Source organism: Streptomyces sp. MMG1533, assembly GCF_001279775.1.
GTDB lineage: Bacteria > Actinomycetota > Actinomycetes > Streptomycetales > Streptomycetaceae > Streptomyces.
On the sequence record NZ_LGDG01000284.1, the window covers coordinates 86,210 to 101,040 of the forward strand.

At 69.4% G+C, this 14,831-nt stretch carries 12 protein-coding genes; all 12 read right to left on the bottom strand.

The genetic code is table 11. The features are described from left to right. Positions 1-4: 4 nt before the first annotated feature. The gene (locus tag ADK57_RS44685) at positions 5-1,030 is read right to left on the bottom strand and encodes a pectinesterase family protein (RefSeq protein ID WP_053755512.1); all 1,026 of its coding nucleotides are present in this window, start codon (positions 1,028-1,030) and stop codon (positions 5-7) included. Further along, positions 1,030-2,193, bottom strand: coding sequence for a pectinesterase family protein (locus ADK57_RS44690; RefSeq protein ID WP_053755513.1), 1,164 nt, complete (start codon positions 2,191-2,193; stop codon positions 1,030-1,032). Before ADK57_RS44690 ends, ADK57_RS44685 begins: the two co-directional genes overlap by 1 nt. A 138-nt stretch (positions 2,194-2,331) precedes the next feature. Beyond that, entirely contained in the window at positions 2,332-3,648 is a 1,317-nt protein-coding gene (locus ADK57_RS44695; RefSeq protein ID WP_053755514.1) for a pectate lyase family protein, read from the bottom strand. A gap of 28 nt (positions 3,649-3,676) precedes the next feature. Next, entirely contained in the window at positions 3,677-4,477 is an 801-nt protein-coding gene (locus ADK57_RS44700; RefSeq protein ID WP_053755515.1) for a rhamnogalacturonan acetylesterase, read from the bottom strand. 170 nt (positions 4,478-4,647) lie between these two features. After that, entirely contained in the window at positions 4,648-5,997 is a 1,350-nt protein-coding gene (locus ADK57_RS44705) for an ABC transporter substrate-binding protein (RefSeq protein WP_053755516.1), read from the bottom strand. Between the two features lie 49 nt (positions 5,998-6,046). Next, complete coding sequence (locus ADK57_RS44710; protein WP_053755517.1) at positions 6,047-8,041, bottom strand: pectinesterase family protein; 1,995 nt, start codon at positions 8,039-8,041, stop codon at positions 6,047-6,049. A 73-nt stretch (positions 8,042-8,114) separates the two neighbouring features. Continuing rightward, entirely contained in the window at positions 8,115-9,683 is a 1,569-nt protein-coding gene (locus ADK57_RS44715) for a glycoside hydrolase 43 family protein (protein ID WP_053755518.1), read from the bottom strand. Further along, the gene (locus ADK57_RS44720; RefSeq protein ID WP_053755519.1) at positions 9,680-10,525 is read right to left on the bottom strand and encodes a PmoA family protein; all 846 of its coding nucleotides are present in this window, start codon (positions 10,523-10,525) and stop codon (positions 9,680-9,682) included. The genes ADK57_RS44715 and ADK57_RS44720 overlap by 4 nt, the downstream gene beginning before the upstream one ends. Continuing rightward, positions 10,525-11,667, bottom strand: a complete 1,143-nt coding sequence (locus ADK57_RS44725) for a Gfo/Idh/MocA family protein (protein ID WP_053755520.1) — start codon at positions 11,665-11,667, stop codon at positions 10,525-10,527. Before ADK57_RS44725 ends, ADK57_RS44720 begins: the two co-directional genes overlap by 1 nt. Next, positions 11,664-12,947, bottom strand: coding sequence for a pectate lyase family protein (locus ADK57_RS44730; protein ID WP_053755521.1), 1,284 nt, complete (start codon positions 12,945-12,947; stop codon positions 11,664-11,666). The genes ADK57_RS44725 and ADK57_RS44730 overlap by 4 nt, the downstream gene beginning before the upstream one ends. Continuing rightward, entirely contained in the window at positions 12,944-13,840 is an 897-nt protein-coding gene (locus ADK57_RS44735) for a carbohydrate ABC transporter permease (RefSeq protein WP_053755522.1), read from the bottom strand. Before ADK57_RS44735 ends, ADK57_RS44730 begins: the two co-directional genes overlap by 4 nt. After that, on the bottom strand, positions 13,837-14,772 hold the full coding sequence (locus ADK57_RS44740) for a carbohydrate ABC transporter permease (RefSeq protein ID WP_053755523.1): 936 nt from the start codon (positions 14,770-14,772) through the stop codon (positions 13,837-13,839). Before ADK57_RS44740 ends, ADK57_RS44735 begins: the two co-directional genes overlap by 4 nt. Between the last annotated feature and the right edge of the window lie 59 nt (positions 14,773-14,831).

The following is a 14,831-nucleotide window of genomic DNA, read 5'->3' on the forward strand; positions in this document are numbered from 1 at the left end:
CGCCCTACGCACGGGGCCGCCAGTCGCCGAGGTAGGCCGACCTGGTGTGCAACGCGGCCTCCGCGTCGGTGAGTTGAGGCCGGTTCTCCGGCACCGTGACCTCCGCGCCCGGACCCGAGTTGCGGTACTCCCTGAACCGCATGGTCTGCCAGGGATACGCCTCCCGCATGTTGGTGTACGGCGCCACCGCGTCGATCCCGGACCCGATCCGGGTGTCCCGCACGACGAGGGACGGCCAGGCGGTCGTCTCGTACGTCGGCACCCAGGGGCGCGCCAGCTTGTACGCCCCGTCCTCGGCGGCAGAGGTGATCCGGGAGCGGAGGGCGAGGATGCCGTGCGGGTTGGCACGGGCGGTGGACGGGGCGAAGACCATGCCCTTGGGCGTGAAGGCCACGTCCCGTTGCAGTGTGCGGAAGTGGCAGTCCTCGAACACCGCGGTCGCCCGGCCGAAGACGAAGTCGACGTCTCCCTCGATGTAGCAGCGGTGGAAGTACTGCCGGTCGAAGGCGTCCAGCGCGGTCGTCTCGACGAAGAGGGTGTCCTGGTGGGCCAGCAGACGGACGTTCTCGAAGTGGGTGCGGTCGCCGTACGTGTACGCCGCGACCGCCTGCGTCCCGGTGATCTCGGGGTGGTCGGCGCGCAGCCAGTCGTTGGCGAGGGTGAGGTCGCGGACGGTGAGACCGGGGGCCGCCGAGGTGAAGGTGGCGGAGCCGGCGGTGCCGTACGTTCCCGAGCCGTCGGGCTTCTGGGTGCCGTTGGCGTTGTCGTAGACGATGACGACGTCACGCGGGTCGCGAGTGGCACCGCGCAGGGTCAACTCCGCCTTGTCGGCGGGGATGTCGACGACCTCGCGATACGTCCCGGGGTGCACGACGATGGTCCAGGCCGGGCCGGTCACCGCGTCGACGGCCGCCTGCACGGAGTCGCCGGGGCGGACGTGCAGGACGCGGCGGCCCACCGCCCGTGCGGGACCGGCGCCGGCCGCGACCAGCCCGCCGGCGATTCCCGTGAGGAGGGTGCGCCTGCGCATCAGCGCTCCCCCTTCCACGGCGTCCAGTCACCGAGGTAGGCCGACCGCGTCGCCGACTGGGCCTGTTCGTCGGTGAGTTGGGGACGGTTGGCAGGAACGGTGATCTCCGCGCCCGGTCCCGAGTTGCGGTACTCGGCGAACCGCTGGCTCTGCCACGGGAAGGCGTCCGACATGTTCGTGTAGGGCGCGACCGCGTCGATGCCCGGGCCGAGCCAGGTGTTCCGCACGGTGAGCATCGGGCGGGCGGTGGTGTCGGAGCTGGGTACCCAGGGGCGGGCCAGCTTGTAGTGGGCGTCCGGCGCTTCGCTGCTGATCCGGCTGCGGAGCACCAGGTAGCCGAGCGGGTTGGCGCCGGCCGTGGAGGGCGCGAAGACGAAGCCGTACGGGGCGGCCGCCAGGTCGGTGCGGTTCAGGGTGCGGAAGTGGCAGTTCTCGTAGACCGCCGTGCCCCGGCCGAAGACGAAGTCGACGTCGCCCTCGACATAGCAGTGCGAGTAGTACTGCCGGGCGAAGACGGTCAGCGCGAAGGAGTCGGCGTACAGGGTGTCCTGGTGGCCGAGGAATCGGCAGTGGTGGAAGGCCGAGCGGTCGCCGAGGACCTTGATGGCGACGGCCTGGGTGCCGGAGATCCCGGGGTGGTCGGCGCGCAGCCAGTCGTTGGCGAAGGTGATCCGGCGGGCGGTGAAACCGTCGGTGCGGATCAGGGTGGTGGCGGAGCCGGTGGTGCCGTAGGTGCCGGAGCCGTCGGGCTTCGGGGTGCCGGCCGCGTTGTCGTAGACGATGACGACGTCCCGCGGGTCCTCGCTCGCGCCGATCCAGGTCATCTCGGCGGCGGCCTCGGTGCGCTGCCCGGTGGCCGGGTCGACAGCGCCGGCGGACACGGTCTCGCGGTACACGCCGGGCGCGATGACCAGGGTGTACCCGGCGGTGGTGGCTGCGCTCACGGCGGCCTGGACGGTGGTGAAGTCGCCGGTGCCCCGCTGGTCGACGTAGAGCGTCTTCGGGGTGAGGCGCGCGGCCGGTGACCCGTACCGGCCGAACGGGCGGGGCCCGGCGGCGGCCTCGGCGGGCAGCGAGGCCAGCCCGAGCGCGGCGCCCGCTCCGGCGCTCGCCATCAGGAATCCCCTTCTGGACAGGGGGAGTTGGAGGTGGGGCGAGGACATGCGGGTGCTCCTTGGATGTGCGGCTCGGCAGAGTGGTTCGGTGCTTCCTCGCGTGGGGGGTGTGGGCGGTGTGGGCCGGGGCGGGCGCACCCCTGATCGGGGTGCGGTGCGGTCCCGCCCCGGCCGGTTCACGGGGTGTCAGCGCAGCCGGCCGGCGCCCGCCTTGTGGTCGACGATCACCGGGACCGCCTTCGCCGGGTCGACCTTGGTGCGCAGGGTCGGCGTCCAGCCCGCGCCCGACTGCAGGGTCTCGGCGGGGATCTCCGCGTTGTGCACGGCGATCAGGTCGACGGCCGTGCCGTTGACGTAGTTCCCGGCGGCGGTGACCGGTGCCTCGTTCCACTTCTTGAGGACCTTCGCGGCACTGACCCCGTCGGGCAGCGTGAACGCGTTCTTCTCGGCGACCAGTTGGGACTCCTTGCCGACGCCGTAGCTGTAGGAGTAGGAGTCGTCCGCCACGAAGTGGTTGTTGTACGAGTCGACCTGCCCGAAGCGGACCCGGGGCGCGCGCTCGACCAGCTTCGAGAACAGGTTGTGGTGGAAGGTGACCTTCAGGTGGCCCCGGTCGCCCGCCGCCGTGGACTCGCTGTCGCTGTTGCCGATCAGGATCGTCTTGTCGTGCTCGGTGAAGACGTTCCAGGAGGCGGTGACGTAGTCGGAGCCGCGGACGATGTCCAGCTCGCCGTCGTGCTGCTGGTAGAGCATCCCGAAGTGGGTGGGCGCCGCGCTGTCGGGGTGCTCCCCGTCGGTGAACGTGTTGTGGTCCATCCACACATGGGTGGAGCCGTAGACGACGGCCGTGTCGTACTCGGAGTTCCAGTTGCCCTTGGAGCCGTCGGTGGGGTCCCACTGCGGGAAGCAGTCGACGGGGCTCTCGAAGGTGAGGTTGCGGACGATGACGTTGTCCACGGCCTTGATCTGGAGGCTGGCGCCCTTGATGCCGGCGTTCCTGCCGACCCCGATGATCGTGGTGTTGGCCGGGATCTTCGCCTTGATGGCCGTGTCCTGGTTGGCGGCCGAGGTTCTGCGCAGCCCCTCGGGGCTGTCGGCGGGCTCGGCGCTCAGGTCGGTGTCGAGCCCCCAGGCCTCCGGCGAGTACTTGGCGAGGTAGGCGTCGAAGTCGTAGCCGGGCGCGGCGAAGGCCTCACACCCCTCGGAGACGGCGTCGATCGTCCCCTTCACCTTGATGATCTTCGGCGCGCTGCCCCCGGCGGCGAGGGCGGCCTTGAACTCCGCCCAGGTGCTGACGGTGTAGACGTGCTCGGCGTCGGCGGCGGCACCGCCGGTGGTCCCGGTCCCGTACGACGCCCAGCCGTCGTTGGCGGCGAGGGTCTGTCGTGCCAGGTCACGGGAGGTGTGGGCCTGGGCGGTGGTGCCGGTGAGCGTCAGGGCGAGGGCGGTGCAGCCGACCACGGCCACGCCTGTGGCATGCCCATGCCATCTCTGTGCATTCATTGTGCGGCTCTCTCTCGATGAAAGGTGGTTACGCGGTGGCCGTCGGCCAGGTGATCCAGGACTCCGGGATCTCCGCGTCGAGCCGACGCACGTCCTGGGGTGCCAGCACCCGGTGGTGCAGCAGCTCGGCGGCGACCAGCCGGGCCACGGCGATCGCGCCCGGCGGGTTGAAGTGCGTGTTGTCCTGCTCGGTGGCAGTCCAGTTGAAGTACTTCTTCGTCTCCTCGACGCCGAGCTTCTGCCACAGCGCGAGCGAGAGGGCCTGGAGATCGAGCAGCGGCACGCGCTCCTCCGCGGCGAGCGCACGCATCGCCGCCGGATAGTCGCCGTGACTCGGCACGGCGTTGCCGCTCGAGTCGAACCTCCGCCGCTCGACGGGCGTGGCGAGCACTGGCCGGGCACCGCGGGCCCGGGCACCGTCGATGTACAGGCGCAGATAGTCCTGGTACGTCGTCCAGGGCTCGGTGTAACGAGTGGGGTCCGTGGACTTCTCGTCGTTGTGCGCGAACTGGACGAGCAGAAGGTCCCCCGGCCGGATCGCGGAGAGGATGACGTCGAGCCGTCCCTCGTCGACGAAACTCTTCGAACTGCGCCCGTTCACCGCGTGATTGGCGACGGGCAGATCCTTCTGCAGGAAGAACGGAAGCGCCATGCCCCACCCGGTCTCGGGAGCGGCGTCGGCGTATTTCTGGGCGGCGGTGGAGTCACCGGCGATGAAGAGAGTGCGGGTCCTCTTTGAAGAGGAGGCGGCCTGCGCCGGGGCGGCCGCGAAAGCAAGAGGAACGGCGGCGAGCGCCGCGGTGGTGACCTGTCTGCGGGTGAGGGACACGACGATGTGCCTTTCTCGACGGTTTTACGAGATGAAGGTGCCTTTCAAGCGGAGGTAACCCCCGCGCCCCCGAAGGGGCGCGGGGCCGTACCCGACATGCGGCTCCGCCGCGTGGGCGCGGCCGGCCACGACGAATCCGCAGCCGGCCGTAAAGCCGGACCAGCGAACTCTCAGCCGTTCTGCTCGTTCCACTCGGCCTGAGCCGTGTTCAGCTGCTCCGCCAGCGTGTCCAGGAAGTCCTTCTCACTCATCTTCCCGAGCAGCACCTTCTGGAAGTTCGGCTCGTTGTCCGACTTCGAGATCGTGCCCCAGTCAGGCAGGTAGTACGGAAGCTGGACAATGGTCGTGGAACCGTCGGTCAGCGCCTCGGCCGCCAGCTTCGTGGGCTCGGCCTTCGAAATCCACGCATCCTTGGCGGCGTCGTTGTTCGCCGGAACCTGCCCCGCCGACTCGTTGAACTTCGAGTTCTGCTCGTGCGAGGTGGCGAACTCGATGAACTTCCAGGCGGCTTCCTTGTTCTTGGAACCCTTGAAAAGCCCGAGTCCGTCAACGGGGTTGGAGACCTGAACACGCTTGCCGGAGGAACCGATCGGCTGCGGGATGCCCCGGAACTTGTCCGTCCCGAACGCCTTCACATGGTCCTGGTAGGAGCCCAGGTTGTGGTTCAGCATTCCGATCGTGCCGGAGTCCCACTGGGCGACCATCTTGGTGAAGTCGTTGTTGAGGTCGGCGGCCGGAGTGTCCTTCTTGAAGAGGGCCGTGTACTTCTCGAGCGCCGCCACGTTCTTCGGGTCGTTGACCGTGGTCTTCTCACCGCTCGCGTCCCAGAAGGACGTGATGCCGGACTGCCCGTACATCGCGTCCAGCGCCTGGGCGATGGAGCCGGCACCACCGCGGATGGTGTAGCCGAACTCGTTCTTGGCGCTGTCGGTGAGCTTGTCCGCGGCCTCGTAGAACTTGTCCCACGTGGTCGGCTCGTCCAGGCCCGCCTGCTCGAACAGGTCGGTGCGGTAGTAGAGGACACCGTTGTTGGCGGAGGTCGGGATCGAGTACAGCGTGTCGTCACCGCCGCCGGCCGCCTTCAGCGACTTGACCATGTCCTCGTTGAGCTTGCCGTTGAGGGAGGACTTGGAGAGCCGGTCGTCCAGCGGGTCCAGCGCGTTCTGCGCGGAGATCGCCGCGATCATCGCCGCGCCGACACCGCCGACGTCCGGCAGGCCGCCGCCCTGGATGGCGGTGTCGACCTTGGACTGGTACTCGGTGGAGGCGATCCCGACGTACTCGACGTCGATGTCCGGGTTCGCCTTCTCGAAGTCGGCGATGATCTCCTTCCAGATGTCGGTGCGGACACCGCCGTTGTTGTCCCAGAAGACGATCTTGCCCTTGCCGCTGCCCTCGGCGCCCTTGTCACCGCCGGAGCCGCTGCCGTCGTCACCGCACGCGGTGGCGGTGAGCGCGAGCACGGAGCCCAGGGCGACTGCCATGGCGGCGCGCCTGCTTCTACGGATGCTGATCTTCATTGGTCGGCTCTCTTCTTCTGGATCCAGCACAGATGTGAAGTTGTGGGGGTCAGTGACGGGCGTACGGAGCCCAGTTGTCCGCACCCTTGAGGTAGTTGGCGACGGTGTGCGTCCTCGCGTCGGCGTCGCTCATCTGCGGCCGGTCCGCGGTGACATCCGCTCCCGGCCCATACGTCCGGTACTCGGCGAACCGCGCGTCCTTCCACGAGAAGCCGCTCATGTCGGTCCACGGCGAGGACTTGACCGCGGCAGGCAACTCGGTCTCACGGAACAGCACCTGGGCGACGGCGTTCGGCTCGCCGCCCGGATGCCACGGCCGGCCGAGGTGGAAGCTGCCGGCGGGCGCGTCGCTCACGACCTTCGACTTCGTGATCAGGAATCCGTACGGGTTCCCCGTCCACGTCGAAGCCGCCGTGATGTAGCCGTTGTTGGTGGTGGAGCCCCGGCTGAGCGCCTTGATGACGGACCGCTCGATGACGGTGGTCGCGCGTCCGTAGACGAAGTCGACATCGCCCTCGATGTACGAGTCGCGGATGTAGACCCGGCTGATCACGTCCAGCTTGGGGCTGTCGGTCATCAGGGTGTCCTGGTTGCCCAGGAAGGCGGTGTCCTCGAAGACGATCCGGTCGCCGGTCGTCTTCATCGCCAGCGCCTGCTCGCCGCTGAGCTCGTGCGCGGCCTCGTCGAAGTCGTTGCTGAAGGTGAGGTTGCGGGCCGTGACGTCGTTCGCGGCGATCCGTACGGTCGCGCTCCCCGTGGAGCCGCCGTACGCGGCGGGCGTGTCGTAGACGATGACGGTGTCGGACCGATCCTGTCCAGTCCCCTGCAGCACGATGTTCGGCTTCGTCGCGGGGACGAGGACCTTCGCCCGGTACGTGCCCGGCGCGACCGCGATCGTCACCGGCACGGCGTTGCCGTCGGGCACGGCGTCCACGGCGGCCTGCACGGTCGGGTAGTCGGCAGGGACGTGCAGCGTGGTATCGATGCGCTGCTGCGGCCCGGAGAACCGCTGGACCAGCGCCGGCACGGCGGAAGCCGGATCCAGGCGATAGTCGTAGAACTCCCGAGGATCGAAGGCGGCACCCCACTCGTCGGTGCGCCCGGTCGTGTTCCGCAGGATCGACCCGCGCTCCACCAACTCGGCGGTGGCGTCGGCCTGATAGGGATGCTGCACACCGTCGAAGTAGCTGTTCTCGATGACCATCCTGGTCTGGCCGCGCGACCAGTTCCCGTACGTCCACACCGGGTCGCCGTCGGCCACCTGCGCCGACAGGTAGTTGTTGTAGAGGTGGGCGTAGGCGCAGTTGTCCGCGGAGGGATTGCGCTGCTTGGTGCCCGTGAACCAGTTGTGGTCGATGGTGATCTGGGTCTGGACGTTGGTGGTCCAGCCGATCCCGAACGCCTTGTTGTGGTTGCTGAACTGGTTGTAGGAGACGGTGATGTACTGGCTGTCCTTGCGGATGTCGAGCAGTCCGTCCCCCATGTGCGTGAAGCGGTTGTGGTCGATCCACACGTGGTCGACGGTGTCCATCTGGATCGCGTCGAAGTCGGTCGTCTTACCGTCCCAGTCGCCCTCGACGTAGGAGTCGCGGATCGTCAGGTTGCGGATGACGACGTTGCTCGTGCCGGGGTTCAGATGGAGTTCCCCGTGGACGATCTCGCCGGTGTCGCCGACGCCGATGATCGTCTTGTTCGAGGTCACGACGATGTCCGAGCCGAACGGTTCGACTGCTATCGCGCCCGACACCCGTATGACGTACGGCTCTTCGGCCGCCGCGTACCTGGCCAGCGAGGCCTGGTCGGTGACGGTCACGACCTGGCCGCCCGCGCCGCCGGTGGTGCCACCCGCGAGGGAGGCGAAACCGTGGGCCCGGTCGGTCCAGCGGTCGGCCGCTGCCGAGGGGGCCGCGGCAGGCGTGGCCGCGGCCTTCGCCTCCCCGACCGTGCCGAGACACAACGCGGCCACGAGGCCGAGTACGGCGGCGACGACCTTGCCGTGCCCCGAACCAGGTCTCGGCAAGCGCTTGCTATGGAGGTGCGTCATTGCGGCTCCCAACAGGCGTTCAACAAATGCGTTCAACAGGCGTACGCGTGCGGTGCGTTACAGCAGGGGTGCGTTACAGCGGGCTGATCCTGAACTGTGTGAAACTCGCCGCGCCCGCATGCCCCGGGCCGACGGGCGCGAGGGCGAACAGGCCGAGCAGAGCGCCGACCCAGCGCCAGGGGGTGGCGGCGAAGACCTGGCCGGAAGGACGCAGGCCGTCCCCGACGTCGTAGAAGAAGCGGCAGCGTGCTCCCGCGCCGATCTCGATCCGCAGCCTGGCCCGCCCCTCGGGCGCGAGCCGCGGGTGGTCGGCGTCGCGTTCCTTCTCCGCGACGGCCTCGGCGAACCGGTGGACCAGGTGGACCGTCCCGTCGGTCCCCCGCTGCAGGCCGATCCAGCTGAAGGCGTCCCCGAGGACCGCGAGCCCGGCCCGAGCTCCCGGTTCCTCGCCGTGCAGGGCCAGTTCGACCTCGACGGCGGACGGGACGCCCGGCAGCCGCTGGGTGAGGACGTTCGGCAGTCTGCGCAGGTCGTGCGCGTCGGCCGAGCGGACGCAGGCCAGCCTGAGGCCGTCCCCCGAGTGCTGGGTGGCCCAGCCGTCCTGCGGGTTGGCCGTCCACTGCCACTGACGGCCGAAGCGTCCCCCGGGGAAGTCGTCGTCGGTGGCGGGCGCGGCGGCCTGCTGCGGTGGCAGGTCGGGCTTCCTGTGTACGGCCACGGGGGCGCCGTCGTCGCCGAGCACCGGCCAGCCGTCCGTGCCCCAGCGCATCGGCTGGAGGTGGACGACCCGGCCGTAGGCGCCGCGCTGCTGGAAGTGCAGGAACCAGTCCTCGCCGGACGGGGTGCGTACCCAGCCGCCCTGGTGGGGGCCGTTGACGTCGGTGTCCTTCTGCTCCAGGACGATCTTCTCCTCGTACGGCCCGAAGAAGCCGCGCGAGCGGAAGGCGCCCTGCCAGCCGGTCTCCACGCTCCCGGCGGGGGCGAAGATCCAGAACCAGCCGTCGTGCCTGTAGAGCTTGGGGCCTTCGAGGGTGAACCAGCCGGGGATGCGGTCCCCGTCGACGATCACCTTGCCCTCGTCGAGAAGTGACGTGCCGTCAGGGTGCATGCGGTGGCCGGTGAGGCGGTTCTTGATGCCCGAGCGGGACTTGGCCCAGCCGTGCACCAGGTAGGCCTCGCCGGTCTCCTCGTCCCACAGGGGGCAGGCGTCGATGAGCCCCTTGCCCTCCTTCAACAACTGCGGACGGGTCCAAGGACCGCGTATCTCCGGGGCGTTGATCTGGAAGATGCCCTGGTCGGGGTCGCCCCAGAAGATCCAGAAGCGGTCGTCGTGGTGGCGCAACGAGGGCGCCCAGACCCCGCAGTCGTGCCGCGGAGACCTGAACTCGCCTGCCGGTTCGAGGCGTTCGAGGGCGTGGCCGACCAGCGTCCAGTTGACCAGGTCACGGGAGTGCAGCAGCGGCAGGCCGGGGGCCCGGCCGAAGCTGGACGCGGTGAGGTAGAAGTCGTCGCCGACGCGGACGACGTCCGGGTCGGACCAGTCGGCGTTGAGAACGGGGTTCGTGTACGTCTCGGCGGTCGGAGCGCGATCCGTGTACGTCTCGGCGGTCGGAGCGGGATCCGTATGGGTCTCGGCGGTCACAGGCTCACCGCCTTGCGTATGAGGGCCGCGGCACCGTCCCGGTCGAGGCGGCCGTCGGCGACGACGGTGACGATCCGGCGTACGACGGTGTCGCCCGGCGCGATCGGCAGCCGCTCGTCGTGGGCCAGGGACGAGCCGACGCCCGGGTACTCGGCGGTGCGGACGAACCACGGGTCCCGGCGGGTCTGTTCGGTGACCCCGGCGAAGACCAGGGTCCAGGTGGAACCGGCCAGGGCGAGCCAGTCGGCGCGGGTGCCGTGGATCTCGGCCTCGCCCTCGGTGCCGGCGGTGAAGACCCGCGGGGCGTCGGGCTCCTTGCGGGCCCGCCAGAAGAAGCCGCCGTAGGCCGCCCCGGGGCGCCCGTTCGTCGCCGGGCTGCCGATGGACAGCGAGTCCGGGGTGACGTTGGTGAGGGAGAAGGTGAAGTCCAACGCCCAGGCGGCGTCGGTGAGTTCGGTGGCGGCGACGGTACGGCGCTCGCGCAGCAGCTCACCGCCCGCGGCCACCCAGCGCAGCTCCTCGACGAAACCGTCGGGATCGCGCAGCTGGAACGTGGTGTGGCGCTGGGCGCCGTGGTTGTCGAGCTCGGTCGGGCCCCGGTCGCGGACGTAGGTGCGGCCGCCCCAGAAGTTGTGCCCCTCGACGTCGGGAACGGCGACACCGACGCCGAGGTGGTGGATGTGGTCGGCGGGGCTGAGCTCCGTGACAGCCGTGCCGGCCAGGGTGGTGACGGGGTGCAGGTACGGGCGCGGGGAGAGCCGGGGCGGCAGCTCGGGCCGGGTGACGTAGCGGCCGACCGGTCGGCCCGCGACGCGCAGCACCGGCGAGTCGTTGGTCGTCATCAGGTGCTCACCTCTTTTCGTGGCGCCCACGAGGCGCCCAGCTCTGAGTAGAGGGCGAGGTTGTCGGCGGCGGCCGCGACGAGTCCGTCGATGCCGGGGACGACCCTGCGCTGCTCGTCCGGGAGCAGGTGCCAGGCGCTCTCCGGCAGCGGGGCCGGGTCGGGGGCCCGGCGGATCGCCTCGACGACCTTCATGAAGGCGCCGGTCGTGTCCGGGGTGACCAGCAGGTCGGCGCCGTCGGTGAGATGGTCGACGAGGTTCTCCAGCAGGTCGGTGCGGCCGTACTCGTACTCCTCGGGGCCGTGGTCGGCCCGCTGGAGCAGCACGCGGTCCTGCTTGTACCAGAAGGTGATCCGGCCGCTGCCGCCGTGCACGACGACGTACGGCTCGTCGGGGTCCTCGGCGCACAGGGTCGCGGCGACGGTGACCGGGAGGCCCCGCGTGGTGGTGACGCGGACGCAGGAGGTGTCGTCGGACTCGATGTCGTTGGCACGCAGCAGCTCGGTCTCGATCCCGGCGACGTCCTCCGCGTGCGACGCGTCGGCCAGCGCGAGGGCGGTGGCGACGGCGTGCGCGAGCGGGTTGGTCAGCGCCCCGTCGATCACGTCGACGCCGTTCAGCCGCCGCTTGCCCGCCCAGGGTGCCCGCCGGTAGTACGCCTCGGGGCGCGCCCAGGCGCCGGCCCCGCCGACGCCGGCCACGTCGCCGATCGCGCCCTCGGCGATCAGCTCGCGGATCGCGGGCACGGCGTGCGAGCCCAGCGACTGGAAGCCGATCTGGCAGCGGACCCCGGCTTCGGCGACCCCGTCCGCCATGCGGCGGAACTCGGCGTACGAAGGGGCGGGCGGCTTCTCCAGCAGGAGGTGCACGCCCCTTCGCGCGGCCGTCAGGGCCAGGTCCGTGTGGGTCGGGATCGGTGTGCAGATCACCGCGATCCGGGCGCCGGTCGAGTCGAGGAGGCCGCCGAAGTCCGCGGACTGCTCGGGCGTGCCGAGGCCCTCGGGAAGCTCGTCCGCGGTCAGCGGAGTCAGCTCGCAGATGCCGGCGATCCGGACGATCCCCTTGTCCTGGAGCCTGCGGATGTTGTCCAGGTGCCAGCGGCCGTGGCCCCGCGCGCCCGCCAGGACGATGTCTACGGTCATGGGATCCTCCCTGCGCCCGCGCCGCGTGCCACCTCTCGGTCGGCCACCTCGGCGCTGTCGATCTTTGTGTGCAGGGTAGGTGTCCAGCCGACGTCGGCCGTGAGGTCACGCTCGCTGCCCGAGTTGTAGGCGTTGTAGATGGCGAGCAGATCCACCGGATAGCCGTTGAAGAGGGTGCCCGTCTGGTGCAGGGCGGTGCCGTTCCAGCTCTTGACCAGGTCGGCGACCTCCACGTGGCCGGGGGTGGTGAAGGCGTTGTTCTCGGCGTGGATCCCGGACTCGGTGGAGACACCGACGGAGTAGCGGTAGTCCCCCTCGTCGACCACGTACCGGTTGTTGTAGAGGTGCACCTGCCCGAAGCGGACGCGCGGGGCGCGCTGGACGACCGACTCGAACTCGTTGTGGTGAAGGGTCACCCGGAGCTTGCCGCGGTCGCCGGTGGCCGTGTCGCCGTTGCCGATGAGCATCGCCTTGTCGTGGTCGGCGAACCGGCTCCAGGAGACGGTGACCAGGTCGGAGCCGTTGGTGATGTCCAGCAGGCCGTCGTGCCGCAGGTAGTTGCGGGCGAAGTAGGTGGGTTCCTTCTCGTCCGGGTGACCCTTGTCGGAGGCCGTGACGTGGTCGACCCAGACGTGGGTGGCTCCGGTCAGCCACAGGTTGTCGTACGCCGTCTTCCAGTCGCCGAGGCCGCCGGTGTTGGGCTGCCAGACGGGGAAGCAGTCGTACGCGTCGCGCAGTTCGAGGTTGCGGACGATGACGTTGTCGGCGTTCTTCACCTGGAGACTGGCGCCCTTCAGCACGGCGCCTTCGAGCCCGACGATCGTGGTGTTGGAGCCGACCGGCAGGACGATCCGCTCGGCCTGCTTCGCCGCCGACGCCTGGCGGGCCTCCTCCTGCGGGCCGCTCGGCTTGGCCGCTCCCCAGGTGCGGGGGTCGTAGGCGGCCAGGTACTTCTTCGTGCCGTAGCCGTCGGTGGCGTAGTCGGCGCAGTCCAGGTGGTCGCCGGTGTCGTCGGTGTTGGCGTCGATCGTCCCGGCGATCTTGATGATCTTCGGGGTGGCGCTGCCGCCGTCGAGGGCGCGGACGAGTCCGGCGCGGTCGGTGACCGTGTACACATGGGCGTCGTCGGCCGCCGCGCCGCCGGTGGTGCCGCCGTCGGCGGCCGCCCAGCCGTCGTTCGCGGGGAGGGTGTCGCGGCTGATGTCGCGGGCCTCGGCGTGGGCGGGGATGCAGAGCATCCCCAACAGGCCCAGGGCCACTACGAGGTGACGCTTCCTCATCCCTTCACCGCCCCTGCGCTGAAGCCCGTGATCAGCCACTTCTGGATGAAGGCGAACACGATCACGACGGGTACGGCCGCGATGATGCCGCCCGCGGCGAGCGCGCCGAGGTCGACGCTGTCCGCGCTCATCAGGGTGTTGAGGCCGACCGGGATGGTCTGCTTGCTCTGGTTGTTCAGGAACATCAGGGCGAACAGGAAGTGGTTCCAGGAGTGCACGAAGGCGAAGGAGCCGACGGCGATCAGACCGGGCCGCAGCAGCGGCAGGACGACGATCCGGAACGCGGTGAACCGGTTGCAGCCGTCGACCCAGGCCGCCTCCTCCAGCGAGTACGGCACGTTCTTGATGAAGTTGCTGATCAGGATCATCGACAGCGGCAGCTGGAAGACGGTCTCCGCGATGATGACGCTGCCCAGCGAGTTGATCATCTTCAGTTCGGCGAAGATCTCGAACAGCGGGACCAGGAGCAGCGCGCCCGGCACGAACTGGGAGCACAGCAGGGCCAGCATGAAGGCCTGCTTGATCTTGAAGTTGAACCGGGCGAGCGCGTAACCGCCGGCCAGCGCGACGAGGGTCGTCATCACCAGGGTGGCGAGACCGACGAGCAGGCTGTTCTGGAAGTAGGTGGCGAAGCTGCGCTCGGTCCACACCTTCTCGAAGTGGTCGAAGGTGATCGGCCAGGGCACGAGCGAGGTCGAGCCGGCCGGGCGCAGCGCGAAGAGCAGGATCCAGTAGAAGGGGATCAGCGTGAAGACGAGGTAGATCGACAGCGGCAGATAGATCTGCCAGCGGGGTGCCTCGTCCCAGGCGGGGCGCTTCTTGACCGGGCGCTGCGGTTCGGGAACCGTGCGCCGGGGGGCCGGTGCCACCGCGGTGGCCTCCTTGGTGCTCACTTGTCCCCACCTCCGAACTTGCTCAGGCGCAGATAGACCATCGAGCAGAAGAGCAGGATCACGAACGCCACCGTGGTCAGGGCGGAGGCGTAGCCGAAGTTGTGCGCGTCGACGCTGGTGTTGGCGATGTAGAGCGGGAGTGTCGTCGTCTCGCCGGCGGGTCCGCCGCCCGTGAGGGTGTAGAGGAGGTCGACGTTGTTGAACTCCCACACCGCGCGCAGCAGCGTGGACAGGATGATGGCGTCCTTCAGGTGCGGCAGCGTGATGTGCCAGAACTGCTTGATCCGGCTGGCCCCGTCGACCTCGGCCGCCTCGTACAGGTCCTTCGAGACGGACTGCAGGTCGGCGAGGATGAGGATCGCGAAGAAGGGGACACCGCGCCACAGGTCGGCGACGACCGCCGCCGGGAACACGGTGGAGGTGTCCGACAGCCAGCTGGTGCCGTAGGAGCCCATGCCCATGTCCGCGAGGTAACGGGTGATGCCGGTCTGGGAGTTGTAGAGCAGCACCCAGATCGCGGAGGTGAGCACGCCGGAGACGGCCCACGGGGAGAAGACCAGGGCGCGTCCGAGCGAGCGGCCCACGAAGGTCTGGTTGACGATGAGGGCCAGCGCCAGACCGAACATCAGCTGGAGCCCGACCTCGACGAAGACCCACTTGGCGCTGAAGGTCAGCGTGTCCCAGAAGACGGGGTCGTCGGTGAAGGCGTGGACGAAGTTGTCGAAGCCCGCGTAGCCGTTGCGCCACGGTTTGGTGGGGTTGTAGTTCTGCAGGCTGTAGTAGAAGACGCTGATGACCGGGTAGGCGATGAAGCCCAGCATGAGCAGGGCCGCCGGCGCGATCAGCAGGTACGGGAGCCTGCGCGGCGTGGCGGAGGCACGGCGTCGCCGGGGTGGCGCGGGCGGTTTCGCCACGGCTGCGGCTTGGGCCATGACTGTTCTCCGTTTCTGGGTACGACGTGCGTTCTGGTGCGGGTGTTTCTCGTTCGGGT

What these genes read in the sequence shown, in the direction of transcription:
- ADK57_RS44685 (WP_053755512.1), bottom strand. Translation starts at nt 1,030, where the DNA reads ATGCGCAGGCGCACCCTCCTCACGGGAATCGCCGGCGGGCTGGTCGCG.
- ADK57_RS44690 (WP_053755513.1), bottom strand. Translation starts at nt 2,193, where the DNA reads ATGTCCTCGCCCCACCTCCAACTCCCCCTGTCCAGAAGGGGATTCCTG.
- ADK57_RS44695 (WP_053755514.1), bottom strand. Translation starts at nt 3,648, where the DNA reads ATGAATGCACAGAGATGGCATGGGCATGCCACAGGCGTGGCCGTGGTC.
- ADK57_RS44705 (WP_053755516.1), bottom strand. Translation starts at nt 5,997, where the DNA reads ATGAAGATCAGCATCCGTAGAAGCAGGCGCGCCGCCATGGCAGTCGCC.
- ADK57_RS44710 (WP_053755517.1), bottom strand. Translation starts at nt 8,041, where the DNA reads ATGACGCACCTCCATAGCAAGCGCTTGCCGAGACCTGGTTCGGGGCAC.
- ADK57_RS44720 (WP_053755519.1), bottom strand. Translation starts at nt 10,525, where the DNA reads ATGACGACCAACGACTCGCCGGTGCTGCGCGTCGCGGGCCGACCGGTC.
- ADK57_RS44725 (WP_053755520.1), bottom strand. Translation starts at nt 11,667, where the DNA reads ATGACCGTAGACATCGTCCTGGCGGGCGCGCGGGGCCACGGCCGCTGG.
- ADK57_RS44730 (WP_053755521.1), bottom strand. Translation starts at nt 12,947, where the DNA reads ATGAGGAAGCGTCACCTCGTAGTGGCCCTGGGCCTGTTGGGGATGCTC.
- ADK57_RS44740 (WP_053755523.1), bottom strand. Translation starts at nt 14,772, where the DNA reads ATGGCCCAAGCCGCAGCCGTGGCGAAACCGCCCGCGCCACCCCGGCGA.